This window comes from Serratia sp. OLAL2, assembly GCF_002752475.1.
Taxonomy (GTDB): Bacteria; Pseudomonadota; Gammaproteobacteria; order Enterobacterales; family Enterobacteriaceae; genus Serratia; species Serratia bockelmannii.
Window position 1 is genome coordinate 45813 of sequence record NZ_MSTL01000008.1, and the last position, 20020, is coordinate 65832.

Sequence of the window (20020 nt, forward strand, 5' to 3'; positions counted from 1 at the left end):
TTCAAGTCACGCAATATAACGGTAAAAACACCGCATGGCACGCTGAGCTAACTCAGATATTCATGATAATACTTCGCGCTATGCCTCTATCTGATTATAGCTCCCAATGCCCCTGCCTACCCGGCGGCACCACGGAGCACGGATCCAGGTGAATGATGACGTCCGCCCCCGCAAAACGGTGTCGCAACGCCTGTTCCACCTGATCGGCCAACCGATGCGCCTCACGCAGCGGCAGCGTGTCTTCCATCTCCAGATGCAGCTGGATGAAACGCGTCGGCCCCGACTGACGCGTGCGCAGATCGTGCGCGCCTTTCACCCCGGGCCAGGAGGAAACCACCTCGATAATCGCCTGGCGTTCGTCATCCGGCAACGCCCGATCCAGTAGCGACTGCACCGCTTCGTAGCCCATGCGCAGCGCGCTATAGAGGATGTATACGCCGATGCCCAGCGCGAACAGCGCATCTGCCCGGTGGAAGCCGTACCAGCTTAGCCCAAGAGCGATAAGAATAGCACCATTCATCATGACATCTGACTGATAATGCAGCATATCTGCGCGCACCGCCTGGCTACGGGTTTTCCTGACCACCCAACGTTGATAGGTGACCAGAATCAGGGTGCTGATTAACGCGATCACCGTCACGACGATCCCAACGCCGGGATCGCGCAGCGTTTGCGGCGCATACAGGTGCTGGAAGCCGGTGAGGAACAGAAACAGGGCGGAGCCGGAAATAAACATGCTTTGCGCCAGCGCCGCCAGCGACTCCGCTTTGCCGTGGCCGAAGGTGTGCTCGGCATCGGCCGGCTGCAGCGAATAACGCACCACCAGAAGGTTGGTCAGCGAGGCGGCGATATCGACCAACGAATCCACCAGCGCCGCCAACAGGCTGACCGAACCGGTGTGGTACCAGGCGACGATTTTGATCAACAGCAGCGACGACGCCAACGCAGTTGCGGCCAACGCAGCGGACTTTACCAGGCGAGCATAACGCTGTTCCATTAAGGGATCCCGGTCAAAAGGTGTGGCGCTCAATATAGCGAAATGTCGGATAAAAAAAACCCCGCCATCATGGCGGGGAAGACAGGGATGGTGTCTATGGCAAGGAAAAACAGGGGACTACTCAGTCGTACTTCACTTCTGGGCAGAAGCTTGCTGCAAACCAGAAATTTGTTGCTCCATCTGCTGCATACGCTGCTGATGTTTCTGGTCTAAAACACTTTTTTGCTCTGGCGTCAGCAGGTTATACATTTGGTTGCGCACCCGGGCCATTTCGACCTGGCGCTTGACCTGCTGTTGGGCCATCTTCTCCGCCTGGGCGTACACGGCGGCTTCGTCAAATTTCTCTGCGGTCACCAGTTTATGCATGGCTTCCATTTCAGCTACATTGACACCAGGCAGATCGTGCCGGGCCTGACGCATCAAATCGCGCATTTGCTGGCGCTGCTGTTCGCTGAGGCTGACACCGTCGAACATATGGTGCTGGCCGGGTATTCGGGTCATCGCGTCGTTGCCGGGAGGTTGGGCTGTGTCCGGTATAGTGTCGGCAGCGAAGGCAGCGGTCGAACCAATTGCCAGCAGTGATGCCATAACTAATGCGGTCACCTTACGCATTTCAACTCCTCAAGCTTTCTCACTTTGCGAATCAACGAGGAGCAGTGTACCGCTACACCTGAAAACCTGCGTCAGTGCATGTAAAACTACGTAAAGTCATGGAATGGCAACAGTTGATGACGTATTTTGCGTCTGGAGGTAAATCATAATGAACAAGATTCTGTTAGTTGACGACGACCGCGAGTTGACCTCGCTGTTAAAAGAACTGCTTGAAATGGAAGGTTTTAATATCGTCGTCGCGCACGATGGCGAGCAGGCGTTGTCGCTGCTGGACAGCTCCGTCGATCTGCTGCTGCTCGACATCATGATGCCGAAGAAAAACGGCATCGATACGCTGAAAGAACTGCGCCAACATCACCAGACACCGGTCATCATGCTGACCGCGCGCGGCAGCGAACTGGACCGCGTGCTGGGCCTGGAGCTGGGCGCCGATGATTACCTGCCGAAACCCTTCAACGATCGCGAGCTAGTCGCGCGTATTCGCGCCATTCTGCGCCGTTCCAACTGGAGCGAACAGCAGCAGCAGGTCGACAGCGGCGCCCCGACGCTGGATGTCGATGGCCTGCAGCTGAATCCCGGCCGCCAGGAGGCCAGCTTCGACGGCCAGGTGCTGGATCTGACCGGCACCGAGTTCACCCTGCTTTACCTGCTGGCGCAGCACCTCGGGCAGGTGGTATCGCGCGAACTGCTGAGCCAGGAAGTGCTGGGCAAACGCCTGACTCCGTTCGATCGCGCTATCGACATGCACATCTCCAACCTGCGGCGTAAGCTGCCGGATCGCAAAGACGGGCATCCGTGGTTCAAAACCCTGCGCGGGCGTGGTTATTTGATGGTATCTGCAACATGATCAACAGTTTGACGGCACGCATCTTCGCCATTTTCTGGTTTACGTTAGCCCTGGTGCTAATGCTGGTGCTGATGGTGCCCAAGCTCGACTCCCGCCAAATGACCTCGCTGCTCGACAGCGAGCAGCGGCAGGGGTTGATGCTGGAACAGCACGTCGAGGCCGAGTTGCAAAACGATCCGGCCAACGATCTGATGTGGTGGCGCCGCCTGTTCCGCGCCATCGACAAATGGGCGCCGCCGGGCCAACGCCTGTTGCTGGTCACCAGCGAAGGCCGGGTGATCGGCGCGCAGCGCAACGAAATGCAGATCGTCCGCAACTTCATCGGCCAATCCGATAATTCGGATCATCCCAAGAAGAAAAAGTACGGCCGCGTCGAGCTGGTCGGGCCGTTCGCGGTGCGCGACGGCGAAGACAACTACCAGCTGTACCTGATCCGTCCCGCCAACAGCCCGCAATCCGATTTCATCAACCTGATGTTCGACCGGCCGCTGCTGCTGCTGATCGTCACCATGCTGATCAGCGCCCCGCTGCTGCTGTGGCTGGCCTGGAGCCTGGCGAAACCAGCACGCAAGCTGAAGAACGCCGCCGATGACGTGGCGCGCGGCAACCTGAAGCAGCATCCGGAACTGGAGGCCGGCCCGCAGGAGTTCCTGGCCACCGGCGCCAGCTTCAACCAGATGGTCAGCGCGCTGGAACGCATGATGAACGCTCAGCAACGGCTGATCTCGGACATCTCGCACGAGCTGCGCACGCCGCTGACGCGCCTGCAGCTGGCCACCGCGCTGATGCGCCGCCGCCACGGCGAAGGGCACGAACTGGCGCGCATCGAAACCGAAGCGCAGCGGCTGGATTCGATGATCAACGATCTGCTGGCGCTGTCGCGCGGGCAGCAAAAGGGCGAGCTGGCGCGCGAGCAGTTGAAGGCCAACGAACTGTGGGCCGACGTGCTGGACAACGCCCGTTTCGAAGCGGAACAGATGGGCAAGCAGTTGGAGATCGCTGCGCCGCCAGGTCCGTGGACGCTGTTCGGCAACGCGAGCGCGCTGGACAGCGCGTTGGAAAACATCGTGCGCAACGCCCTGCGGTATTCACACACCCGCATTGCCGTGGCGTTCAGCGCCGACAATCAGGGCGTGACCATCCAGGTTGACGACGACGGCCCCGGCGTCAGCGCCGAAGACCGCGAGCAGATCTTCCGTCCGTTCTACCGCACCGATGAAGCGCGCGACCGTGAGTCCGGCGGCACCGGCCTCGGCCTGGCGATCGTCGAGGCGGCGGTCAACCAGCATCGCGGCTGGGTGAAGGCCGAAGACAGCCCGCTTGGCGGCCTGCGGCTGGTGCTGTGGCTGCCGCTGCATCATCAACGCCTATCGTCTAAGACAGAACAGTAAGAGTTTGCTATCCTGCGCCCCTCGTTCACGAGGGGCCTGCAACATGCTGAACATCGTTTTATTTGAACCCGAAATTCCACCCAATACCGGCAATATCATCCGCCTGTGCGCCAATACCGGCTTTAATCTGCATCTGATCGAACCGCTGGGTTTTCCGTGGGACGACAAACGCCTGCGCCGCGCCGGGCTGGATTACCATGAGTTCACCCGCGTCCACCGTCATGCCGACTACGCCGCTTTTCTCGCCGCCGAAAACCCGCAGCGGCTGTTTGCCCTCACCACCAAGGGCACGCCGGCGCACAGCGCCGTCAGCTACCAGGCCGGCGACTACCTGCTGTTCGGTCCGGAAACGCGTGGATTGCCTGCCGACATCCTCGATGCGCTGCCCGCGCAGCAAAAAATCCGCATCCCAATGCAGGCGCAAAGCCGCAGCATGAACCTGTCGAATGCCGTATCGGTGGTGGTGTATGAAGCCTGGCGGCAGTTGGACTATGCCGGCGCGCTGATCAAAGCGTAATCCGCGACGACGCGCCATACTGGAAGGGTTAACCTCTCCAGATACGGCACATGGCTTTCATCGCAGATATTGTTACCCAGCTTCGCCGGCTCGAATCGGCGCTGAACGAGGCGCTGTTGCGGCTGCAACAGGCGCAAGACACCGAGGCGCTACACGACTTGCGCGTCTGCCTGCGCCGCATTCGCAGCCTGCTGCGTCCGTTGCGCGGCTGCCCCGGCGCAACGCGGCTCGATCGGGCCGCCGCCGAGTTGGGCAAGCTCACGACGCCGCTGCGCGATCTCGAGGTGCTGATCGTCGAATTGGCGCACCATCGCCTCGATTGGCAGGCCAACGTGCGCCAAAGCGATTTTCAGGCCCGCTGCCGCCAACTGCTCGCCAACCCGCTGCTCATCAGCTTCCCTTCGCTATTGCACGCCTGGCCGCACCGCTTTCGCCGCATCGCGCAGCGCCCCGCCAAACACCGTGTGAACCGACGCCTGCAGCGCCAGCAGCGGCAATTGCGCAGGGCGTTGGCTGATACCGGCTACGATCGCCACCGTCTGCGGCTGCTGGTCAAACGCCTGCGCTACGCGGCCGAAGCCTACCCGCAACGCCTCCCCCTCTCTCCCGCCGCAATGGCGGGCCTGAAAGCGGTGCAAAACGCCCTCGGCGATTGGCACGACCGGGAGGTCTGGTGCCTGCAGGCAGAACATCAGGAGGATCTCTGGCCCTTGTTGCCCCGATGGCAAGCAGAGCAACACCAGGCGCTGGCCAGAGCGGACGTCTTGCTCGTTGCCTTATCACCCGCACTGGTGGTGAAAACCGGCGGCGCATCACGATCCTGAAAAAAGGCCGCAGCAGGGCACGCCCGGCCCCGAAAATGCCCGATGAGGCGCAGATAATGCGCTATGTTTTGTAAGGGTAATCACCACTCATCATAGGAAACCACATGAAAAAACAACGCTTGAGCGTTGCCATGGCCGTTCTGGCAGCGGGCCTGTTGCTGGCGGGCTGTTCGTCCAAAGTCACCCAAACGTCGCAATATTCGGGCTTCTTGTCCGATTACAGCAAACTGCAGGAAACCACCTCGCCAAGCGGTCATAAAACGCTGCGCTGGGTAGATCCGAGCTACAAGGAATCCAACTATCGCGGTATCTATTTCCAACCGGTGGTCTATTTCCCGGCGGAGAAACCCACGGCGCGCGTCAGCCAGGACACGCTGAACAAGATTAAGGCCTACGCGACCCAGCGAATCAAAACCGCGCTGCAGAACCGCTTTACCATTCTGCCAAGCCCGACGGGCTCGCGCGTTCTGGTGGCCAAACTCGCCATCACCGCCGTTTCGGCCGAAAACGAAGACATGAAGTTCTATGAAGTGGTGCCGGTCGCTGCAGTGGTTGCCAGCACCATGGCGGCTACCGGGCACCGGACGCAAAATACCGCGCTGTATATTGAAGGCGAGTTGATCGACCAGGATACCGGTAAAACGGTGATGGAAGTGGTACGCAAGGCCTACGGTAAAACCGTCAACAACGACAGCACGCCGGTCACGGCGGATGACGTCAAGGCGGCGATCGACGACATCGTTACCGATATCACCCAGTTCCCGAAACAGGGCTGACCGCCGCCTGAAAAACACAGGGGGAGCCAAAGCTCCCCCTGAATGGATACGCAAACGGCGTTCAAATGCCGTCGCCGTACTCGAAACCGTGGTTGGTACCGTTGAAGTATTGGTCCATATCCATCGACGGCGTATCGCTCTCCGGCCGCCCGACGATGCGCGCCGGCACCCCGGCGGCGGTGGTATGCGGCGGCACCGCCTGCAAAACCACCGAACCCGCGCCGATCTTCGCGCCCTTGCCCACTTCGATATTGCCGAGAATTTTAGCGCCGGCGCCAATCATCACCCCTTCACGGATTTTCGGGTGACGGTCGCCGCTGGTTTTACCGGTACCGCCGAGAGTGACCGACTGCAGGATAGAAACGTTGTTCTCCACCACCGCCGTTTCACCGATCACGATGCCGGTAGCGTGGTCAAGCATGATGCCGCAGCCGATGGTCGCCGCCGGGTGGATGTCCACGCCGAAGGCGACGGAAATTTGATTTTGCAGGTAGATAGCCAGCGCTTGCCGCCCTTGCTGCCACAGCCAATGGCCGATGCGGTAAGCCTGCAGCGCATGGAACCCTTTGAGGTAAAGCAGCGGCGTGGAGTATTTATCGACCGCCGGGTCGCGCAGCCGCACCGCGAGGATATCGCGCGCCGCCGAAACGATCATCTGATTGTCGGACTTGTAGGCCTCTTCCACCACCTCGCGCACCGCGATGGCGGGCATGATCGGCGTCGCCAGCTTGTTGGCCAGCATATAGCTGAGCGCGCTGCCCAGATTCTCGTGCTTGAGCAACGTCGCATGGAAAAAGCTGGCCAGCATCGGTTCACAATCAGCCAGTGCTCGCGCTTCTGATTTAATGCTGTTCCAGACCTGTTCCAACTCTTCTGACGACATCACATACCCCTTTGCCTTGCCAAACGGGCCGCTTCACACGGTAGCGCGGAGCGGCCCAGGTCATTTGCGGGGTCAGCATTCCGCTGCCCCGACATATCGTTTTATGTCACGCGCTGGGTTTTTCGTCCTTTCGGGCTCGCCCCAGCAGGCTCAGCGCCGCTTCGCGGGCGTCTTTATGGCAGTAAAGCACCTGATAAATCTGTTCGGTGATCGGCATTTCCACGCCGTGCCGCTGCGCCAGCGCCAACACCTCTTTGGTATTGCGATAGCCCTCGACCACCTGACCGATGCTGTCCTGCGCTTCCTGCACGCCTTTACCTTGCCCCAGCATAATGCCGAAGCGGCGGTTGCGCGATTGGTTGTCCGTGCAGGTTAGCACCAGATCCCCCAGCCCCGCCATGCCCATGAACGTCGAAGGATCGGCGCCCAGCGCAGAACCCAGACGGCTCATTTCCGCCAGCCCGCGCGTAATCAACGCGGTGCGGGCGTTGGCGCCGAAACCGATGCCGTCGGACATGCCAGCGCCGATGGCGATCACATTCTTCACCGCGCCGCCAAGCTGCACGCCGATAAAGTCGGGATTGCTGTAGACGCGGAAGCTCTTGCCGCAGTGCAACAGCTGTTGCAGATCGTCGGCGAACTGCGCATCGGTCGCCGCCAGCGCGATCGCCGTCGGCAGACCGGCGGCCAGCTCTTTGGCGAACGTCGGCCCGGAGAGCACCGCCAGCGGGATCGTCTCGCCCAGCGCCTCACGCGCCACGTCCTGCAGCAATCGCCCGGTTTCCGCTTCCAACCCCTTGGTGGCCCACACGATGCGGGCGTCCGGGCGCAGATGCGGCTTCAACTGGCGCAACACGTCGCCGAACACATGGCTCGGCACCACCACCAGCACGTCGCGGCTGGCAGCCAGCGCACGCGCCAAATCGGCTTCAAGCAGCAGGGTATCGGGGAAAGGAACGTCGGGCAGAAACGCCTGATTGCAGCGATCTTGCTGCAACGTTTGAATTTGCGCGGGGTTATGCCCCCACAGCACCACGGCATGGCCGTTACGCGCCAGCGTAATGGCCAATGCGGTGCCGTACGAGCCGGCACCGATAACAGTCATTGAAGCATTGACGGTGTTCATCAGGCATCCTGATGTGGTGCGGCACCTTCGCCTTCCGCCTGCTGCTGCAGATAGTTCATGAACAGCGCGTCAAAGTTGACCGGTGCCAGGTTCAGCTGCGGGAATGTACCGCGGGAAACCAGGCTGGTGATGCACTCGCGCGCATACGGGAACAGGATGTTCGGGCAGTATGCACCCAGGCAATGCGCCAGCTGCGTGCCTTCGATACCTGCTACCGAGAAGATGCCCGCCTGTTGCACTTCGCACAGGAACGCGGTCTCTTCGCCCAGGCTCGCCGTCACGGTTACGCGCAGTACCACTTCATACACTTCGTCAGCCAGCTGGCTGGACGCGGTATCCAGATCAAGTTTAACTTCCGGCTGCCATTCCTGCTGGAAAACCTGCGGCGCGTTCGGCGCTTCGAAGGAGATATCCTTGGTATAGATACGTTGGATCTGGAAAGCCATTTCGGTGCTGTTTTGTTCTGACATGTGAGTAATACCCTTGGTTAAACGTCCTTATTGACACTCGGTGAGCCGGCAAGCTGCTTAAAGCAGCGGATCCAGGCCGCCGCGAGCATCGAGTTCATATAAATCATCACAGCCGCCGATATGCCGGCCATCGATGAAAATCTGCGGCACGGTGGTGCGCCCACTGCGCTCGATCATCACTTCGCGCTTGGCGCTATCGCCGTCGATGGCGATCTCGTTAAACGCCGCGCCCTTGCTGTTCAACAGCGCCTTGGCGCGATGGCAGAACGGACAGGTCGCTTTGGTGTAGATATCAATGTTAGCCATGGATTGCCACCTCAAATAGGTTAAACGGTTACTTACCGCGCACCAGCGGCAGGTTTTCTCCGCTCCAGCCGGCGATGCCGTCTTTCAGCATCGTCACCTTTTCAAAACCGGCCTTGCTCAGGTTCTCCGCCGGCTCGCGGGAGGCGGTGCCGTTGGCGCACACGACGATGATCGGCTGCGCTTTGTGTTTTTCCAGCTCGCCCAGGCTGCCGCTTTTGATTTCGCTGGCGGTCAGGTTGATGGCGCTGGCCAGGTGACCACGGCGGAAATCGTCGCGGCTGCGGGTGTCGACCACCACGGCTTCTTCTTTGTTGATCAGGCGGATAGCTTCACCGCGAGCGATCTCTTTGACCTTGGAGAAACGGCTTTTGAAGGTCATGACGATCACGGCGACCAGCAGAGCGATCCAAGCCAGGCTCAGAATCGGGTGTCTGCTTACGAATGGCATAATTTCTTGCAGCATGGGGTGTAACAACTCCCGTCAGTTAAGGGATAAATAAGTCAAGGTTCCAGAGTATACCTGCCGAGTGCGGCAAATACAGCCAATAAGCAAGCGCGATTGTAGAAACTGCGGGCTGCGCTGAGAAATTCCCGAGGTCAGAGCATAAAAGCCCGCGCGATTCGCCGCAACCTTGATCTCTTTGGGCTATTTCTCGCCGGCGGCGATGTAAAATCAGCCGGTTTTTCGAGGGCGAACAGCCATGCTTGCGGCGGGCGCATGGCTATTCGCAGCTTAAAAAGTTCATAAGAGGTCAATGCAATGTCGAGCAACAAAAAACCGATGGTACTGGTGATCCTGGACGGTTACGGCCACCGTGAGGAGCGGCAGGACAACGCGATCCTGAACGCCGGCACCCCGGTGATGGACCGTCTGTGGCGGGAGCAGCCGCATACGCTGATCGCCGCCTCCGGGCTAGATGTCGGCCTGCCCGACGGCCAAATGGGCAACTCCGAAGTCGGCCACGTCAACCTGGGCGCCGGGCGCATCGTCTACCAGGATCTGACCCGGCTGGACAAAGCGATCGCCGACGGCGACTTCTTCGCCAACCCGGTGCTGACCGCCGCGGTCGATAAAGCCGTAGCGGCCGGCAAGGCGGTGCATATCATGGGCCTGCTGTCGCCGGGCGGCGTGCACAGCCACGACGAGCACATTCTGGCCATGATCAAGCTGGCCGCCCAACGCGGCGCCAAAGCCGTTTATCTGCATGCCTTCCTCGACGGGCGCGACACGCCGCCGCGCAGCGCCGAAGCCCCGCTGCAACGCTGCCGCGACGCCTTCGCCACGCTGGGCGTTGGGCGCATCGCCTCGCTGATCGGCCGCTACTACGCGATGGACCGCGACAACCGCTGGGATCGCGTGCAGCTGGCCTATGACCTGCTGACCGCGGCCAAAGGCGACTACGTGGCCGACGATGCGATCGCCGGCCTGCAGGCCGCCTACCAGCGCGGTGAAAACGACGAGTTCGTCAAACCGACCGTCATTCGCGCCGCCGGTGAGGCCGATGCCGCGATGCAGGACGGCGATGCGTTGATCTTCATGAACTTCCGCGCCGACCGCGCGCGCCAGATCACCCGCGCTTTCGTGAACGCGGATTTCGACGGTTTCCCGCGCGCCAAGCGGGTGCAGTTCGGCGATTTCGTGATGCTGACCGAGTACGCCGCCGACATCGCGACCGCCTGCGCCTATCCGCCGGCGTCGCTGGCCAACACCTTCGGCGAATGGCTGATGAAGCACGACAAAACCCAGCTGCGCATCTCGGAAACCGAAAAATACGCCCACGTCACCTTCTTCTATAACGGCGGCGTGGAAGCGCCGTTCAAAGGGGAAGACCGCGTGCTGGTCAATTCGCCGAAGGTCGCCACCTACGATCTGCAGCCGGAGATGAGCGCCGCCGAGCTGACCGACAAACTGCTGAGCGCCATCCGCAGCGGCAAATACGACGCCATTATCTGCAACTACCCGAACGGCGACATGGTGGGGCATACCGGCGTGTATGAAGCAGCGGTCAAAGCGGTGGAGACGCTGGATGCCTGCATCGCCCAGGTGGTTGACGCGGTGCGCGACGTCGACGGCCAACTGCTGATCACCGCCGATCACGGCAACGCCGAGCAGATGCGCGATCCGGCCACCGGCCAGGCGCATACCGCCCACACCAGCCTGCCGGTACCGCTGATTTACGTCGGCAAACCGGCACGGGCGGTCGAAGGCGGCAAGCTTTCGGACATCGCGCCAACCCTGTTAACGCTGATGGGAATGGAAATCCCGCAAGAGATGACTGGTAAGCCGCTGTTCATCGTGGAATAATCCTTCTCCATGAGGGAGAAGGCGTTTTTTGCACTATCAAGGGTAACCCGAAGCGCAAACGCAGGCAGCCGGCCGCTGCCTGAACGCACCGCGCCAAGGACGTTCACCGCCATGTGCGCCAGCGTATTTTGCGCTGGCGTCTTGCTGTTGCCGCTCGCCGGCCAGGCGGCGGAAGACAATAAATCCCAGCTGAAAGACATCCAGCAGAGCATCGCCGAGAAAGAAAAAGCGGTGAAGCAGCAGCAGCAGCAGCGCAGCTCGCTGCAGGATCAGCTGCGTCAGCAGGAAAAAACCATCGCCCAGGCCAGCCGCCAGTTGCGCGACACCCAGGGCACGCTCACCCAGTTGAGCAAGGATATTTCCGGCCTGAACGCCTCGATAGCCAAACTGCAAAAGCAGCAATCGACCCAACAAAACCTCCTCGCCAAACAGCTCGACGCCGCCTTCCGGCAAGGGCAGCACAGCGCCGTGCAGCTGATCCTCAGCGGTGAAGAAAGCCAGCGCAGCGAACGTATTCTGGCCTATTTCGGCTATCTGAACGAAGCGCGCCAGAAAACCATCGAAGAGCTGAAACAGACCCGCGCCGAGCTGGCGAAGCAAAAAACCACGCTGGTGGCCAAACAGGGCCAGCAAAAATCCTTACTGAGCGAACAACAAACACAGCAGCAGAAGCTGGAGCAGGCGCGCGGCGCCCGCAAGAAAACGCTGACCGCGCTGGAAGCCTCGCTGGAAAAAGACCAACAACGCCTGGTGGAACTGCGCCAAAACGAAGCCCGCATGCGCGACAAGATCGCCCGGGCGGAGCGCGAAGCCCGTGCGCGCGCCGAACGCGAAGCGCGTGAAGCGGCCAAAGTGCGCGAACAGGTGCGCATCAAGGAACAGCAGGCGAAGAAAACCGGCACCACCTACAAACCTAGCGAAGCCGATCGCTCGCTGATGGCGCGCACCGGCGGTCTCGGTCGTCCGGCCGGCCAGCTGATGTGGCCGGTACGCGGCCGCACGCTGCACGGCTTTGGCGAACAGCAGCAGGGCGAACTACGCTGGAAAGGCATGGTGATTGAGGCCCGCGAAGGTAGCGAAGTGAAAGCCGTCGCCGATGGCCGCGTGCTGCTGGCCGACTGGCTGCAAGGCTATGGCCTGATGGTGGTGGTCGAACACGGTAAAGGCGACATGAGCGTGTACGGCTACAACCAAAGCGCGTTGGTCAACGTCGGGGCGCAAGTGCGCGCCGGCCAGCCGATCGCTCTGGTCGGCACCAGCGGCGGCCAGGGAACGCCGTCGCTCTATTTCGAAATCCGTCGTCAGGGACAGGCGGTTAACCCACTGCCGTGGTTGGGAAGATAGATTTGCACTATGTCAAAACCCGTACAGCTCTGTTAATAGGCTGTCTGCTGCAGGTTTACGCTGCGCAGGCAGGAAAACTATCCATCGTCATCGATGACGTGGGCTACCGCCCTCACGAAGAAAACGCAGTGCTGCAAATGCCGACGGCGATCTCGGTTGCGGTATTGCCCAACGCGCCGCATGCCCGCCTGATGGCCACTCGCGCCCACAGCCAGGGCCGCGAAGTCTTGATCCACATGCCAATGGCGCCGCTCAGCAAGCAGCCGCTGGAGCGCGATACCCTGCAGCCTGCCATGAGCGGCGACGAGATCCAGCGCATCATCCGCAACGCGGTGAACAATGTGCCTTACGCGGTCGGCATGAACAACCACATGGGCAGCGCCATGACCTCCAGCCTGCCGGGCATGCAGAAAGTGATGCAGGCGCTCGAAAGCTACCGCCTGTACTTCCTCGACAGCATGACCATCGGCAACAGCCAGGCGACCCGCGCCGCGGCCGGCACCGGCGTGAAAGTGATCAAACGCAAGGTGTTCCTCGACGATACCGCGAACGAAGCCGACATCCGCCGCCAGTTCAATCGCGCGGTTGAATTGGCGCGGCGCAACGGTTCCGCCATCGCCATCGGGCATCCACGTCCGGCGACGGTGAAGGTGCTGCAGCAGATGCTGCCGTCGCTGCCCGCCGATATCGTGCTGGTCAAACCGAGCGCGCTGCTGAACGAACCGCAGGGCAACGGCGGCGGCAGCTACGTCCCGCCGCCGGTCAAACCGCAAAAACCGCAGCCGAAAAATCCGTTCAGCGGTGGCATCAAACAGTGCAAGGTCAAACCGCCGAAGGAAAAAGCCAACGCCGGCACCGCGCTGGGCGTCATCGCCGACAGCATAGCCACCTCGCCGCCGGTGACCTTCATCAAGCGTCATTGGCAACACTGGACGCAAGCCAAACCGCAAGCATAAAAAAAGGCCGGAATTCCGGCCTTTTTCACGTCTGCCGAGATTAATCCCAGCTCAGCACCACTTTACCCGACTTGCCGGAGCGCATGGCGTCGAAGCCCTGCTGGAACTCGTCGATCGAGAAACGGTGGGTGATGATTGGGGTCAAATCCAGGCCGGACTGGATCAGCGCCGCCATCTTATACCAGGTTTCGAACATTTCGCGGCCGTAAATCCCTTTGATAAACAGCCCTTTGAAGATGACCTGGTTCCAGTCGATCGACATATCCGAAGGCGGAATGCCCAGCATGGCGATGCGTCCGCCGTGGTTCATGGCATTGAGCAGCGTGCGGAACGCCGGCGGCGCGCCGGACATTTCCAGACCGACGTCGAATCCTTCGGTCATACCCAGCTCGGCCATCACGTCGTTGAGGTTTTCCTTACTGACGTTCACCGCGCGGGTCACGCCCATCTTGCGCGCCAGTTCCAGACGGTATTCGTTAACGTCGGTGATCACCACATGGCGGGCGCCGACGTGTTTGCACACCGCCGCCGCCATGATGCCGATCGGGCCGGCGCCGGACACCAGCACGTCTTCCCCGACCAGATCGAACGACAGCGCAGTGTGTACCGCGTTACCGAACGGATCGAAGATCGAAGCCAGTTCGTCGGAGATGTTATCCGGGATCTTGAAGGCGTTGAACGCCGGGATCACCAGGTATTCCGCGAAGCTGCCCGGACGGTTCACGCCCACGCCGACGGTGTTGCGGCACAGGTGCGTGCGGCCGCCGCGGCAGTTGCGGCAGTGGCCGCAGGTGATGTGACCTTCACCGGACACGCGATCGCCGATGCTGAAGCCTTTGACTTCCTGACCGATCGCCACCACTTCGCCCACGTATTCATGGCCGACCACCATCGGAACCGGAATGGTTTTTTGCGACCATTCGTCCCAGTTGTAGATATGCACATCGGTGCCGCAGATCGCGGTTTTGCGGATTTTGATCATGATGTCGTTGTGGCCCAGCTCCGGCTGAGGCACGTCGGTCATCCAAATTCCTTCTTCCGCTTTCAGTTTTGACAGTGCTTTCATGGTTTTACCTTATGCAATAACGCCAAGATCCTTACCGATACGTGTAAACGCCGCCACTGCGCGTTCGATTTGCTCCGGGGTGTGGTCGGCGGACATCTGGGTACGGATGCGCGCCTGGCCTTTCGGCACCACCGGATAGAAGAAACCGGTCACATAGATGCCTTCCTTGAGCAACGCATTGGCGAATTCCTGCGCCAGCTTCGCCTCACCCAGCATGACCGGGATGATGGCGTGATCGGCGCCGGCCAGGGTGAAGCCGGCGGCGGTCATTTTTTCGCGGAACAGACGCGCGTTGGCCCACAGGCGATCGCGCAGGGCGTCGCCCTCTTCCAGCAGTTCCAGCACTTTGATCGACGCGGCGACGATCGCCGGCGCCAGCGAGTTGGAGAACAGGTACGGACGCGAGCGCTGGCGCAGCCACTCCACCACTTCTTTCTTGGCGGCGGTGTAGCCGCCGGACGCGCCGCCCAGCGCTTTGCCTAACGTACCGGTAATGATATCGACGCGGCCCATCACTTCGCAGTATTCATGGGTGCCGCGCCCGTTGGCGCCGACAAAGCCCACCGCATGGGAGTCATCCACCATCACCAGCGCCTGATACTCGTCCGCCAGATCGCAAACCCCTTTCAGGTTGGCGATTACGCCGTCCATCGAGAATACGCCGTCGGTGGCGATCAGAATGTGCCGCGCGCCGTCGGCTTTGGCCTGTTTCAGCTGCGCGGCCAGCTCGGTCATGTCGTTATTGGCGTAGCGATAGCGCTTGGCCTTACACAGGCGCACGCCGTCGATGATCGACGCGTGGTTCAGCGCATCGGAGATAATCGCGTCTTCCGGGCCGAGCAGGGTTTCGAACAGCCCGCCGTTGGCGTCGAAGCAAGAGGAGTACAGGATCGCGTCTTCCATGCCCAAAAAGGCCGCCAGTTTCTGTTCCAGCTGCTTGTGGCTGTCCTGGGTGCCGCAGATGAAGCGCACCGACGCCATGCCGAAACCGTGGCTGTCCATCCCCGACTTGGCGGCGGCGATCAGCGCCGGATGGTTGGCCAGGCCCAGGTAGTTATTGGCGCAGAAGTTGATCACATGGCTGCCGTCGGCGACGGCGATATCCGCCTGCTGCGCGGAGGTGATGATGCGTTCTTCCTTGAACAGCCCTTCACTGCGAGTGGCGGCAAGCTGTTGTTCCAACTGCTGATAAAAAGACGCTGACATTCGGTTATCTCCAGGATTGGGCTATTTACGGCATATTTTACTGATTTGTAACCAAACTGACGAGAATGCGCGGGAGAGAATATTAAAATTGCAGCAGATATCACGGCAAAAAGCGGACTTCAATGGCAATGCGGGATATTCGGAGCCCTTCCGCTGTTTGCCGCGGCATGAAATGCTATGATAACCGCCATTGAGCGTGGGGCATTGTGCCCCGCCAGCAGCTTAGCAGGGGTAACCCAATGATTATCGTCACAGGCGGCGCCGGCATGATCGGCAGCAACATCATTAAGGCACTGAACGACAAGGGATATCGCGATATCCTGGTGGTGGATAACCTGAAAGACGGCACCAAATTCGTCAACCTGGTCGATCTGGACATCGCCGACTATATCGATAAAGAAGACTTTATCGCCAGCATCGTGGCCGGCGACGATCTGGGCGAAATCGAAGCGGTGTTCCACGAAGGCGCCTGCTCCGCGACCACCGAGTGGGACGGCAAGTACATGATGGACAACAACTATCAGTACTCCAAAGATCTGCTGCACTACTGCCTGGATCGCGAAATCCCGTTCCTCTACGCCTCCTCCGCCGCCACTTACGGCGGCCGCGAAGAGTTTATCGAAGAGCGTCAGTATGAAGCGCCGCTCAACGTGTACGGCTACTCCAAATTCCTGTTCGATCAGTACGTGCGTGAGATCCTGCCGGAAGCGGACTCGCAGATCTGCGGCTTCCGCTACTTCAACGTTTACGGCCCGCGCGAAGGCCACAAAGGCAGTATGGCCAGCGTCGCCTTCCACCTGAACACCCAGATCAACCGCGGCGAAAACCCGAAACTGTTCGCCGGCAGCGAAAACTTCAAGCGTGACTTCATCTACGTCGGCGACGTGGCGGCGGTTAACCTGTGGTTCTGGGAAACCGGCAAATCCGGCATCTTCAACTGCGGCACCGGCCGGGCGGAAACCTTCCAGGCGGTGGCCGACGCGGTGGTGGACTTCCATCAGAAAGGCGCGGTGGAATACATCGAGTTCCCGGAAAAGCTGAAGGGCCGCTATCAGGCGTACACCCAGGCCGATCTGACCAAGCTGCGCGCCGCCGGCTACGACGCACCGTTCAAAACGGTCGCCGAAGGCGTGAAAGAGTATATGGCCTGGTTGAACCGCACCGCATAAGCTGAAGGAATTAACGCTGGGTATGAAAATACTGGTTATCGGCCCTTCTTGGGTTGGCGACATGATGATGTCGCAAAGTCTCTATCGCACCCTGAAGGCCGAATACCCGTCGGCGGAGATCGATGTGATGGCACCGGCCTGGTGCCGTCCGCTGCTGGCGCGCATGCCGGAAGTCAATCAGGCGCTGGCGATGCCGCTGGGCCACGGCGCGCTGGGGCTCGGCGAACGCCGCCGCCTGGGGCGCGCCCTGCGCGCCAACCGTTACGATCGCGCTTACGTTCTGCCTAACTCGTTCAAATCCGCGTTGGTGCCTTTCTTCGCCGATATCCCGCAGCGCACCGGCTGGCGGGGCGAAATGCGCTACGGCCTGCTGAACGACGTCCGCGTGCTCGACAAGGCCGCTTTCCCGCTGATGGTGCAGCGCTATGTGGCGCTGGCCTATGACAAAGGCCGCGTTCAGCGCGCCGACGATCTGCCGCAGCCGCTGCTGTGGCCGCAGCTGCGGGTGAGCGACGAAGAGATCGCCGAAACTACTTCGGCCTTCAACCTGACCGACAGCCGCCCGATCGTCGGCTTCTGCCCAGGCGCGGAGTTCGGCCCCGCCAAGCGCTGGCCGCACTATCACTACGCAGCGCTGGCTCAACGGCTGATCGAGAACGGCTATCAAATCGCGCTGTTCGGTTCGGCAAAAGACCACGAGGCCGGCGAACAGATCCGCGCCGCGTTGCAGGAAGACGCGCGCGATTTCTGCCTTAACCTGGCCGGAAAAACCCAGCTGGAGCAGGCGGTGATCCTGATCGCGGCCTGCCGGGCGGTGGTCAGCAACGACTCCGGTTTAATGCACGTTGCCGCAGCGTTGAACAAACCGCTGATAGCCTTGTACGGCCCAAGCAGCCCCGACTTCACGCCGCCGCTCTCCGACAAGGCGCGGGTTATCCGCTTGATCAGCGGTTATCACAAGGTGCGTAAAGGCGATGCCGAGCAGGGATACCACCAAAGTTTGATCGATATTCAGCCGCAGCAAGTGTTGGATGCGCTGACGCCGTTACTTGTCGCCAGCGAGGAATAGTCATGCAGGTGTTAATCGTAAAAACATCCTCGATGGGCGATGTGCTGCATACGCTGCCCGCCCTGACCGACGCGCTGCAGGCCATTCCCGATATCCGCTTCGACTGGGTGGTGGAAGAAGGTTTCAGCCAAATCCCCACCTGGCATCCGGCAGTGGATCGCGTGATCCCGGTGGCCATTCGCCGCTGGCGTAAAAATTGGTTCGGCAGCGACACCCGACAGCAGCGCTGCGACTTCAAGCGCGCGCTGCAAGAACGCCATTACGACGTGGTGATCGACGCGCAGGGCCTGATCAAAAGCGCCGCGCTGATCACCCGCGTCGCCAAAGGCAACAAACATGGCCCGGACTGCAAGAGCGCGCGCGAGCCGTTCGCCAGCTGGTTCTACAACGTGCGTCATGAGATAGACAAACAGCAGCACGCGGTGGAACGCACGCGCGAGCTGTTCGCCAAAAGCCTCGGCTACGATAAACCGGGCAGCTACGGCGATTACGCCATCGCCGCGCGTTTTCTCAGCCAGCCGCCGGTCGATGCCGGTCAATATCTGGTGTTTCTGCACGCGACAACCCGTGACGATAAGCATTGGCCGGAGCAGAACTGGCGCGAGCTGATCGCGCTGACGGCCGACAGCGGGCTGAAGATCAAACTGCCGTGGGGCGCAGAGCATGAACATCAGCGCGCGCTACGCTTGGCGGAAGGTTTTCCACATGTCGAAGTGCTGCCGAAGCTCAGCCTGCAGCAGGTGGCTGACGTGCTGGCCGGCGCCAAGGGCGTGGTCTCGGTCGACACCGGACTCAGTCATCTGACCGCCGCGCTCGACAAACCGAACATCACGCTGTTCGGGCCAACCGATCCCGGCCTGATCGGCGGCTACGGGCAAAATCAGCACTCGCTGATTTCGCCGGAAAAAAGCATGGCGACAATTGACGCCGATACGGCATGGCAGGCGTTGCAAAAGGTTATAGCATGAAAAAACTGCACATTATCAACCTGGGTAAAATGGGCGGCGTCGAGCGCCTGTTCCTGCAGTACATCAACGATACCACCGACGGCAGCAACCAGGTCCTGTGCATCAGCGGCGACATTGGCGAAGAGATCCGCCGCCAGTTGCCTGCGCATCAGCCCGTCACCTTCGCCAACCGCCTGATCAATGCGCTGCCGCTGCGCTGCCCGCAGTTCCTGCGCAAATTTTTGCTGAAGTGGAAAATCGAGCGGGCCAACGCCGACGTGGTGATCGTCTGGGACCTGGTGCCGGGGCTGGCGGCCAAACCCAAGCGCGGCAAGCTGGTTTACTACGATCATGGCTGCTCCTGGCGTTACCCCAAGAATAAAAAGACGCTGCGTTTCTTCGCCATGCTGGACGGCGTCATTTCCGCCTCACACGCGTCGAAGCGAGTGATGGAGCTGCGCTTTAATCTGCCTTGCCCCAATCACGTGGTGATCAACCGCATCAAGACGCCGGCAGGGATCGACAACACACCGAAAACGCTGTCGCAGCCGGTCCGGATCGGCACGGCCTCACGCCTGGTCAGCCTGAAAGGCATCAGCGTTTCCTTATTGATGATGCAGGAGCTGCTGCGGCGCGGGCATGACGTCACGCTGGAAGTGGCCGGCAAAGGGCCGGATCGCGCGGCGTTCGAGGCGCTGGCGGATCGGCTTCAGCTCGGCGACCGCATCACTTTCAGCGGTTATCAGGATGACGTCGCCGGTTTCTTCAATCGCACGCACATCTACATGAGCACGCCGATCACCGAGCCGTTCGGCTTGTCCTGCATGGAATCGCTCTATTTCGGCGTGCCGGTCATCTTCCCGCAGGTCGACGGCCAGCCGGAAGCGGTGAAAGACGGGGTCTGCGGCATTGGCCTGACGCCGTCGGTCACCATCGAACAGCACCGGCAGCTCACCGATATCGAGGTCGACTTCCCGCATGAGGTCTACGATCCGTTGACCGACAGCCTGGTAGCGCCCAAGCTGCTGTCGCATATCGACTGTGCGGATGCCGTTGAGAAATTGCTGGAGCGAGAAACCTACCAGACTCTGAGCCGAAATGCGCAGCGCTATCCTGCGGAACATTTCAACTATGCTCAGTTCAAAGTTGAATTCGACGACACGCTGCGATCCTTTATCGTTTAATCAACACGTGAGCCGGAAAACACGC

Annotated in this window: 21 protein-coding genes; 12 read left to right on the plus strand and 9 right to left on the minus strand. The window is 60.6% G+C overall.

Annotated elements, in window-relative coordinates; genetic code table 11:
• Positions 1-94: 94 nt before the first annotated feature.
• Positions 95-997: a CDF family cation-efflux transporter FieF gene (gene fieF, locus BVU99_RS07765; RefSeq protein ID WP_043141001.1), complete on the minus strand. Its 903-nt coding sequence runs from the start codon at positions 995-997 to the stop codon at positions 95-97.
• A gap of 132 nt (positions 998-1129) precedes the next feature.
• Positions 1130-1609, minus strand: coding sequence for a cell-envelope stress modulator CpxP (cpxP, locus tag BVU99_RS07770; RefSeq protein WP_004931122.1), 480 nt, complete (start codon positions 1607-1609; stop codon positions 1130-1132).
• Between the two features lie 148 nt (positions 1610-1757).
• Between cpxP and cpxR the strand changes: the two genes are divergently transcribed.
• The 5 genes from cpxR to BVU99_RS07795 all read left to right on the plus strand — a co-directional run bounded on the left by cpxR (position 1758) and on the right by BVU99_RS07795 (position 5964).
• Positions 1758-2456 carry an envelope stress response regulator transcription factor CpxR gene (gene cpxR / locus BVU99_RS07775; protein ID WP_004931124.1) on the plus strand — a complete coding sequence of 233 codons (699 nt, stop codon included), beginning with the start codon at positions 1758-1760 and terminating at the stop codon, positions 2454-2456.
• Positions 2453-3847 carry an envelope stress sensor histidine kinase CpxA gene (cpxA, locus tag BVU99_RS07780; protein WP_015379421.1) on the plus strand — a complete coding sequence of 465 codons (1395 nt, stop codon included), beginning with the start codon at positions 2453-2455 and terminating at the stop codon, positions 3845-3847. The genes cpxR and cpxA overlap by 4 nt, the downstream gene beginning before the upstream one ends.
• Positions 3848-3890: 43 nt before the next feature.
• Positions 3891-4364 carry a tRNA (uridine(34)/cytosine(34)/5-carboxymethylaminomethyluridine(34)-2'-O)-methyltransferase TrmL gene (gene trmL / locus BVU99_RS07785; RefSeq protein ID WP_025304673.1) on the plus strand — a complete coding sequence of 158 codons (474 nt, stop codon included), beginning with the start codon at positions 3891-3893 and terminating at the stop codon, positions 4362-4364.
• A gap of 50 nt (positions 4365-4414) precedes the next feature.
• Positions 4415-5188, plus strand: a complete 774-nt coding sequence (locus BVU99_RS07790; protein WP_049294998.1) for a CHAD domain-containing protein — start codon at positions 4415-4417, stop codon at positions 5186-5188.
• 104 nt (positions 5189-5292) lie between these two features.
• On the plus strand, positions 5293-5964 hold the full coding sequence (locus tag BVU99_RS07795) for a DUF3313 domain-containing protein (RefSeq protein ID WP_025304675.1): 672 nt from the start codon (positions 5293-5295) through the stop codon (positions 5962-5964).
• A 61-nt stretch (positions 5965-6025) separates the two neighbouring features.
• Here BVU99_RS07795 and cysE read toward each other — a convergent pair whose 3' ends face one another.
• The 5 genes from cysE to BVU99_RS07820 all read right to left on the minus strand — a co-directional run bounded on the left by cysE (position 6026) and on the right by BVU99_RS07820 (position 9212).
• Positions 6026-6847, minus strand: a complete 822-nt coding sequence (gene cysE, locus BVU99_RS07800) for a serine O-acetyltransferase (RefSeq protein WP_025304676.1) — start codon at positions 6845-6847, stop codon at positions 6026-6028.
• 106 nt (positions 6848-6953) lie between these two features.
• The gene (gene gpsA / locus BVU99_RS07805; protein WP_025304677.1) at positions 6954-7973 is read right to left on the minus strand and encodes an NAD(P)H-dependent glycerol-3-phosphate dehydrogenase; all 1020 of its coding nucleotides are present in this window, start codon (positions 7971-7973) and stop codon (positions 6954-6956) included.
• Positions 7973-8443 (minus strand): protein-export chaperone SecB, encoded by a 471-nt coding sequence (gene secB / locus BVU99_RS07810; RefSeq protein ID WP_025304678.1) that lies wholly within the window; start codon positions 8441-8443, stop codon positions 7973-7975. The genes gpsA and secB overlap by 1 nt, the downstream gene beginning before the upstream one ends.
• 57 nt (positions 8444-8500) lie before the next feature.
• A complete protein-coding gene (grxC, locus tag BVU99_RS07815; RefSeq protein ID WP_019452217.1) occupies positions 8501-8749 on the minus strand; it encodes a glutaredoxin 3 in 249 nt (82 codons plus the stop codon).
• Between the two features lie 28 nt (positions 8750-8777).
• Positions 8778-9212 carry a rhodanese-like domain-containing protein gene (locus BVU99_RS07820; protein WP_016929700.1) on the minus strand — a complete coding sequence of 145 codons (435 nt, stop codon included), beginning with the start codon at positions 9210-9212 and terminating at the stop codon, positions 8778-8780.
• Between the two features lie 297 nt (positions 9213-9509).
• Here BVU99_RS07820 and gpmM point away from each other — a divergent pair, with 297 nt between their 5' ends.
• The 3 genes from gpmM to BVU99_RS07835 are packed head-to-tail and all read left to right on the plus strand — an operon-like array spanning position 9510 to position 13354.
• On the plus strand, positions 9510-11054 hold the full coding sequence (gpmM, locus tag BVU99_RS07825) for a 2,3-bisphosphoglycerate-independent phosphoglycerate mutase (protein WP_089181448.1): 1545 nt from the start codon (positions 9510-9512) through the stop codon (positions 11052-11054).
• Between the two features lie 9 nt (positions 11055-11063).
• Positions 11064-12398: a murein hydrolase activator EnvC gene (gene envC, locus BVU99_RS07830; protein ID WP_025304680.1), complete on the plus strand. Its 1335-nt coding sequence runs from the start codon at positions 11064-11066 to the stop codon at positions 12396-12398.
• A gap of 2 nt (positions 12399-12400) precedes the next feature.
• Complete coding sequence (locus BVU99_RS07835) at positions 12401-13354, plus strand: divergent polysaccharide deacetylase family protein (protein ID WP_025304681.1); 954 nt, start codon at positions 12401-12403, stop codon at positions 13352-13354.
• A 40-nt stretch (positions 13355-13394) separates the two neighbouring features.
• Here BVU99_RS07835 and tdh read toward each other — a convergent pair whose 3' ends face one another.
• Both tdh and kbl read right to left on the minus strand, forming a co-directional pair.
• A complete protein-coding gene (gene tdh / locus BVU99_RS07840; protein ID WP_025304682.1) occupies positions 13395-14420 on the minus strand; it encodes an L-threonine 3-dehydrogenase in 1026 nt (341 codons plus the stop codon).
• A 9-nt stretch (positions 14421-14429) separates the two neighbouring features.
• Positions 14430-15626 carry a glycine C-acetyltransferase gene (kbl, locus tag BVU99_RS07845; RefSeq protein WP_004931154.1) on the minus strand — a complete coding sequence of 399 codons (1197 nt, stop codon included), beginning with the start codon at positions 15624-15626 and terminating at the stop codon, positions 14430-14432.
• Between the two features lie 239 nt (positions 15627-15865).
• Here kbl and rfaD point away from each other — a divergent pair, with 239 nt between their 5' ends.
• From rfaD to BVU99_RS07865, 4 genes are read left to right on the plus strand one after another with little or no spacing between them, the layout of a single operon-like run.
• The gene (gene rfaD, locus BVU99_RS07850; RefSeq protein ID WP_025304683.1) at positions 15866-16795 is read left to right on the plus strand and encodes an ADP-glyceromanno-heptose 6-epimerase; all 930 of its coding nucleotides are present in this window, start codon (positions 15866-15868) and stop codon (positions 16793-16795) included.
• A gap of 22 nt (positions 16796-16817) precedes the next feature.
• Positions 16818-17864: an ADP-heptose--LPS heptosyltransferase RfaF gene (gene rfaF, locus BVU99_RS07855; protein ID WP_099817563.1), complete on the plus strand. Its 1047-nt coding sequence runs from the start codon at positions 16818-16820 to the stop codon at positions 17862-17864.
• 2 nt (positions 17865-17866) lie between these two features.
• Entirely contained in the window at positions 17867-18832 is a 966-nt protein-coding gene (gene rfaC / locus BVU99_RS07860; RefSeq protein WP_025304685.1) for a lipopolysaccharide heptosyltransferase RfaC, read from the plus strand.
• Complete coding sequence (locus tag BVU99_RS07865; RefSeq protein ID WP_049209106.1) at positions 18829-19995, plus strand: glycosyltransferase; 1167 nt, start codon at positions 18829-18831, stop codon at positions 19993-19995. The genes rfaC and BVU99_RS07865 overlap by 4 nt, the downstream gene beginning before the upstream one ends.
• The last annotated feature ends 25 nt before the right edge of the window (positions 19996-20020 follow it).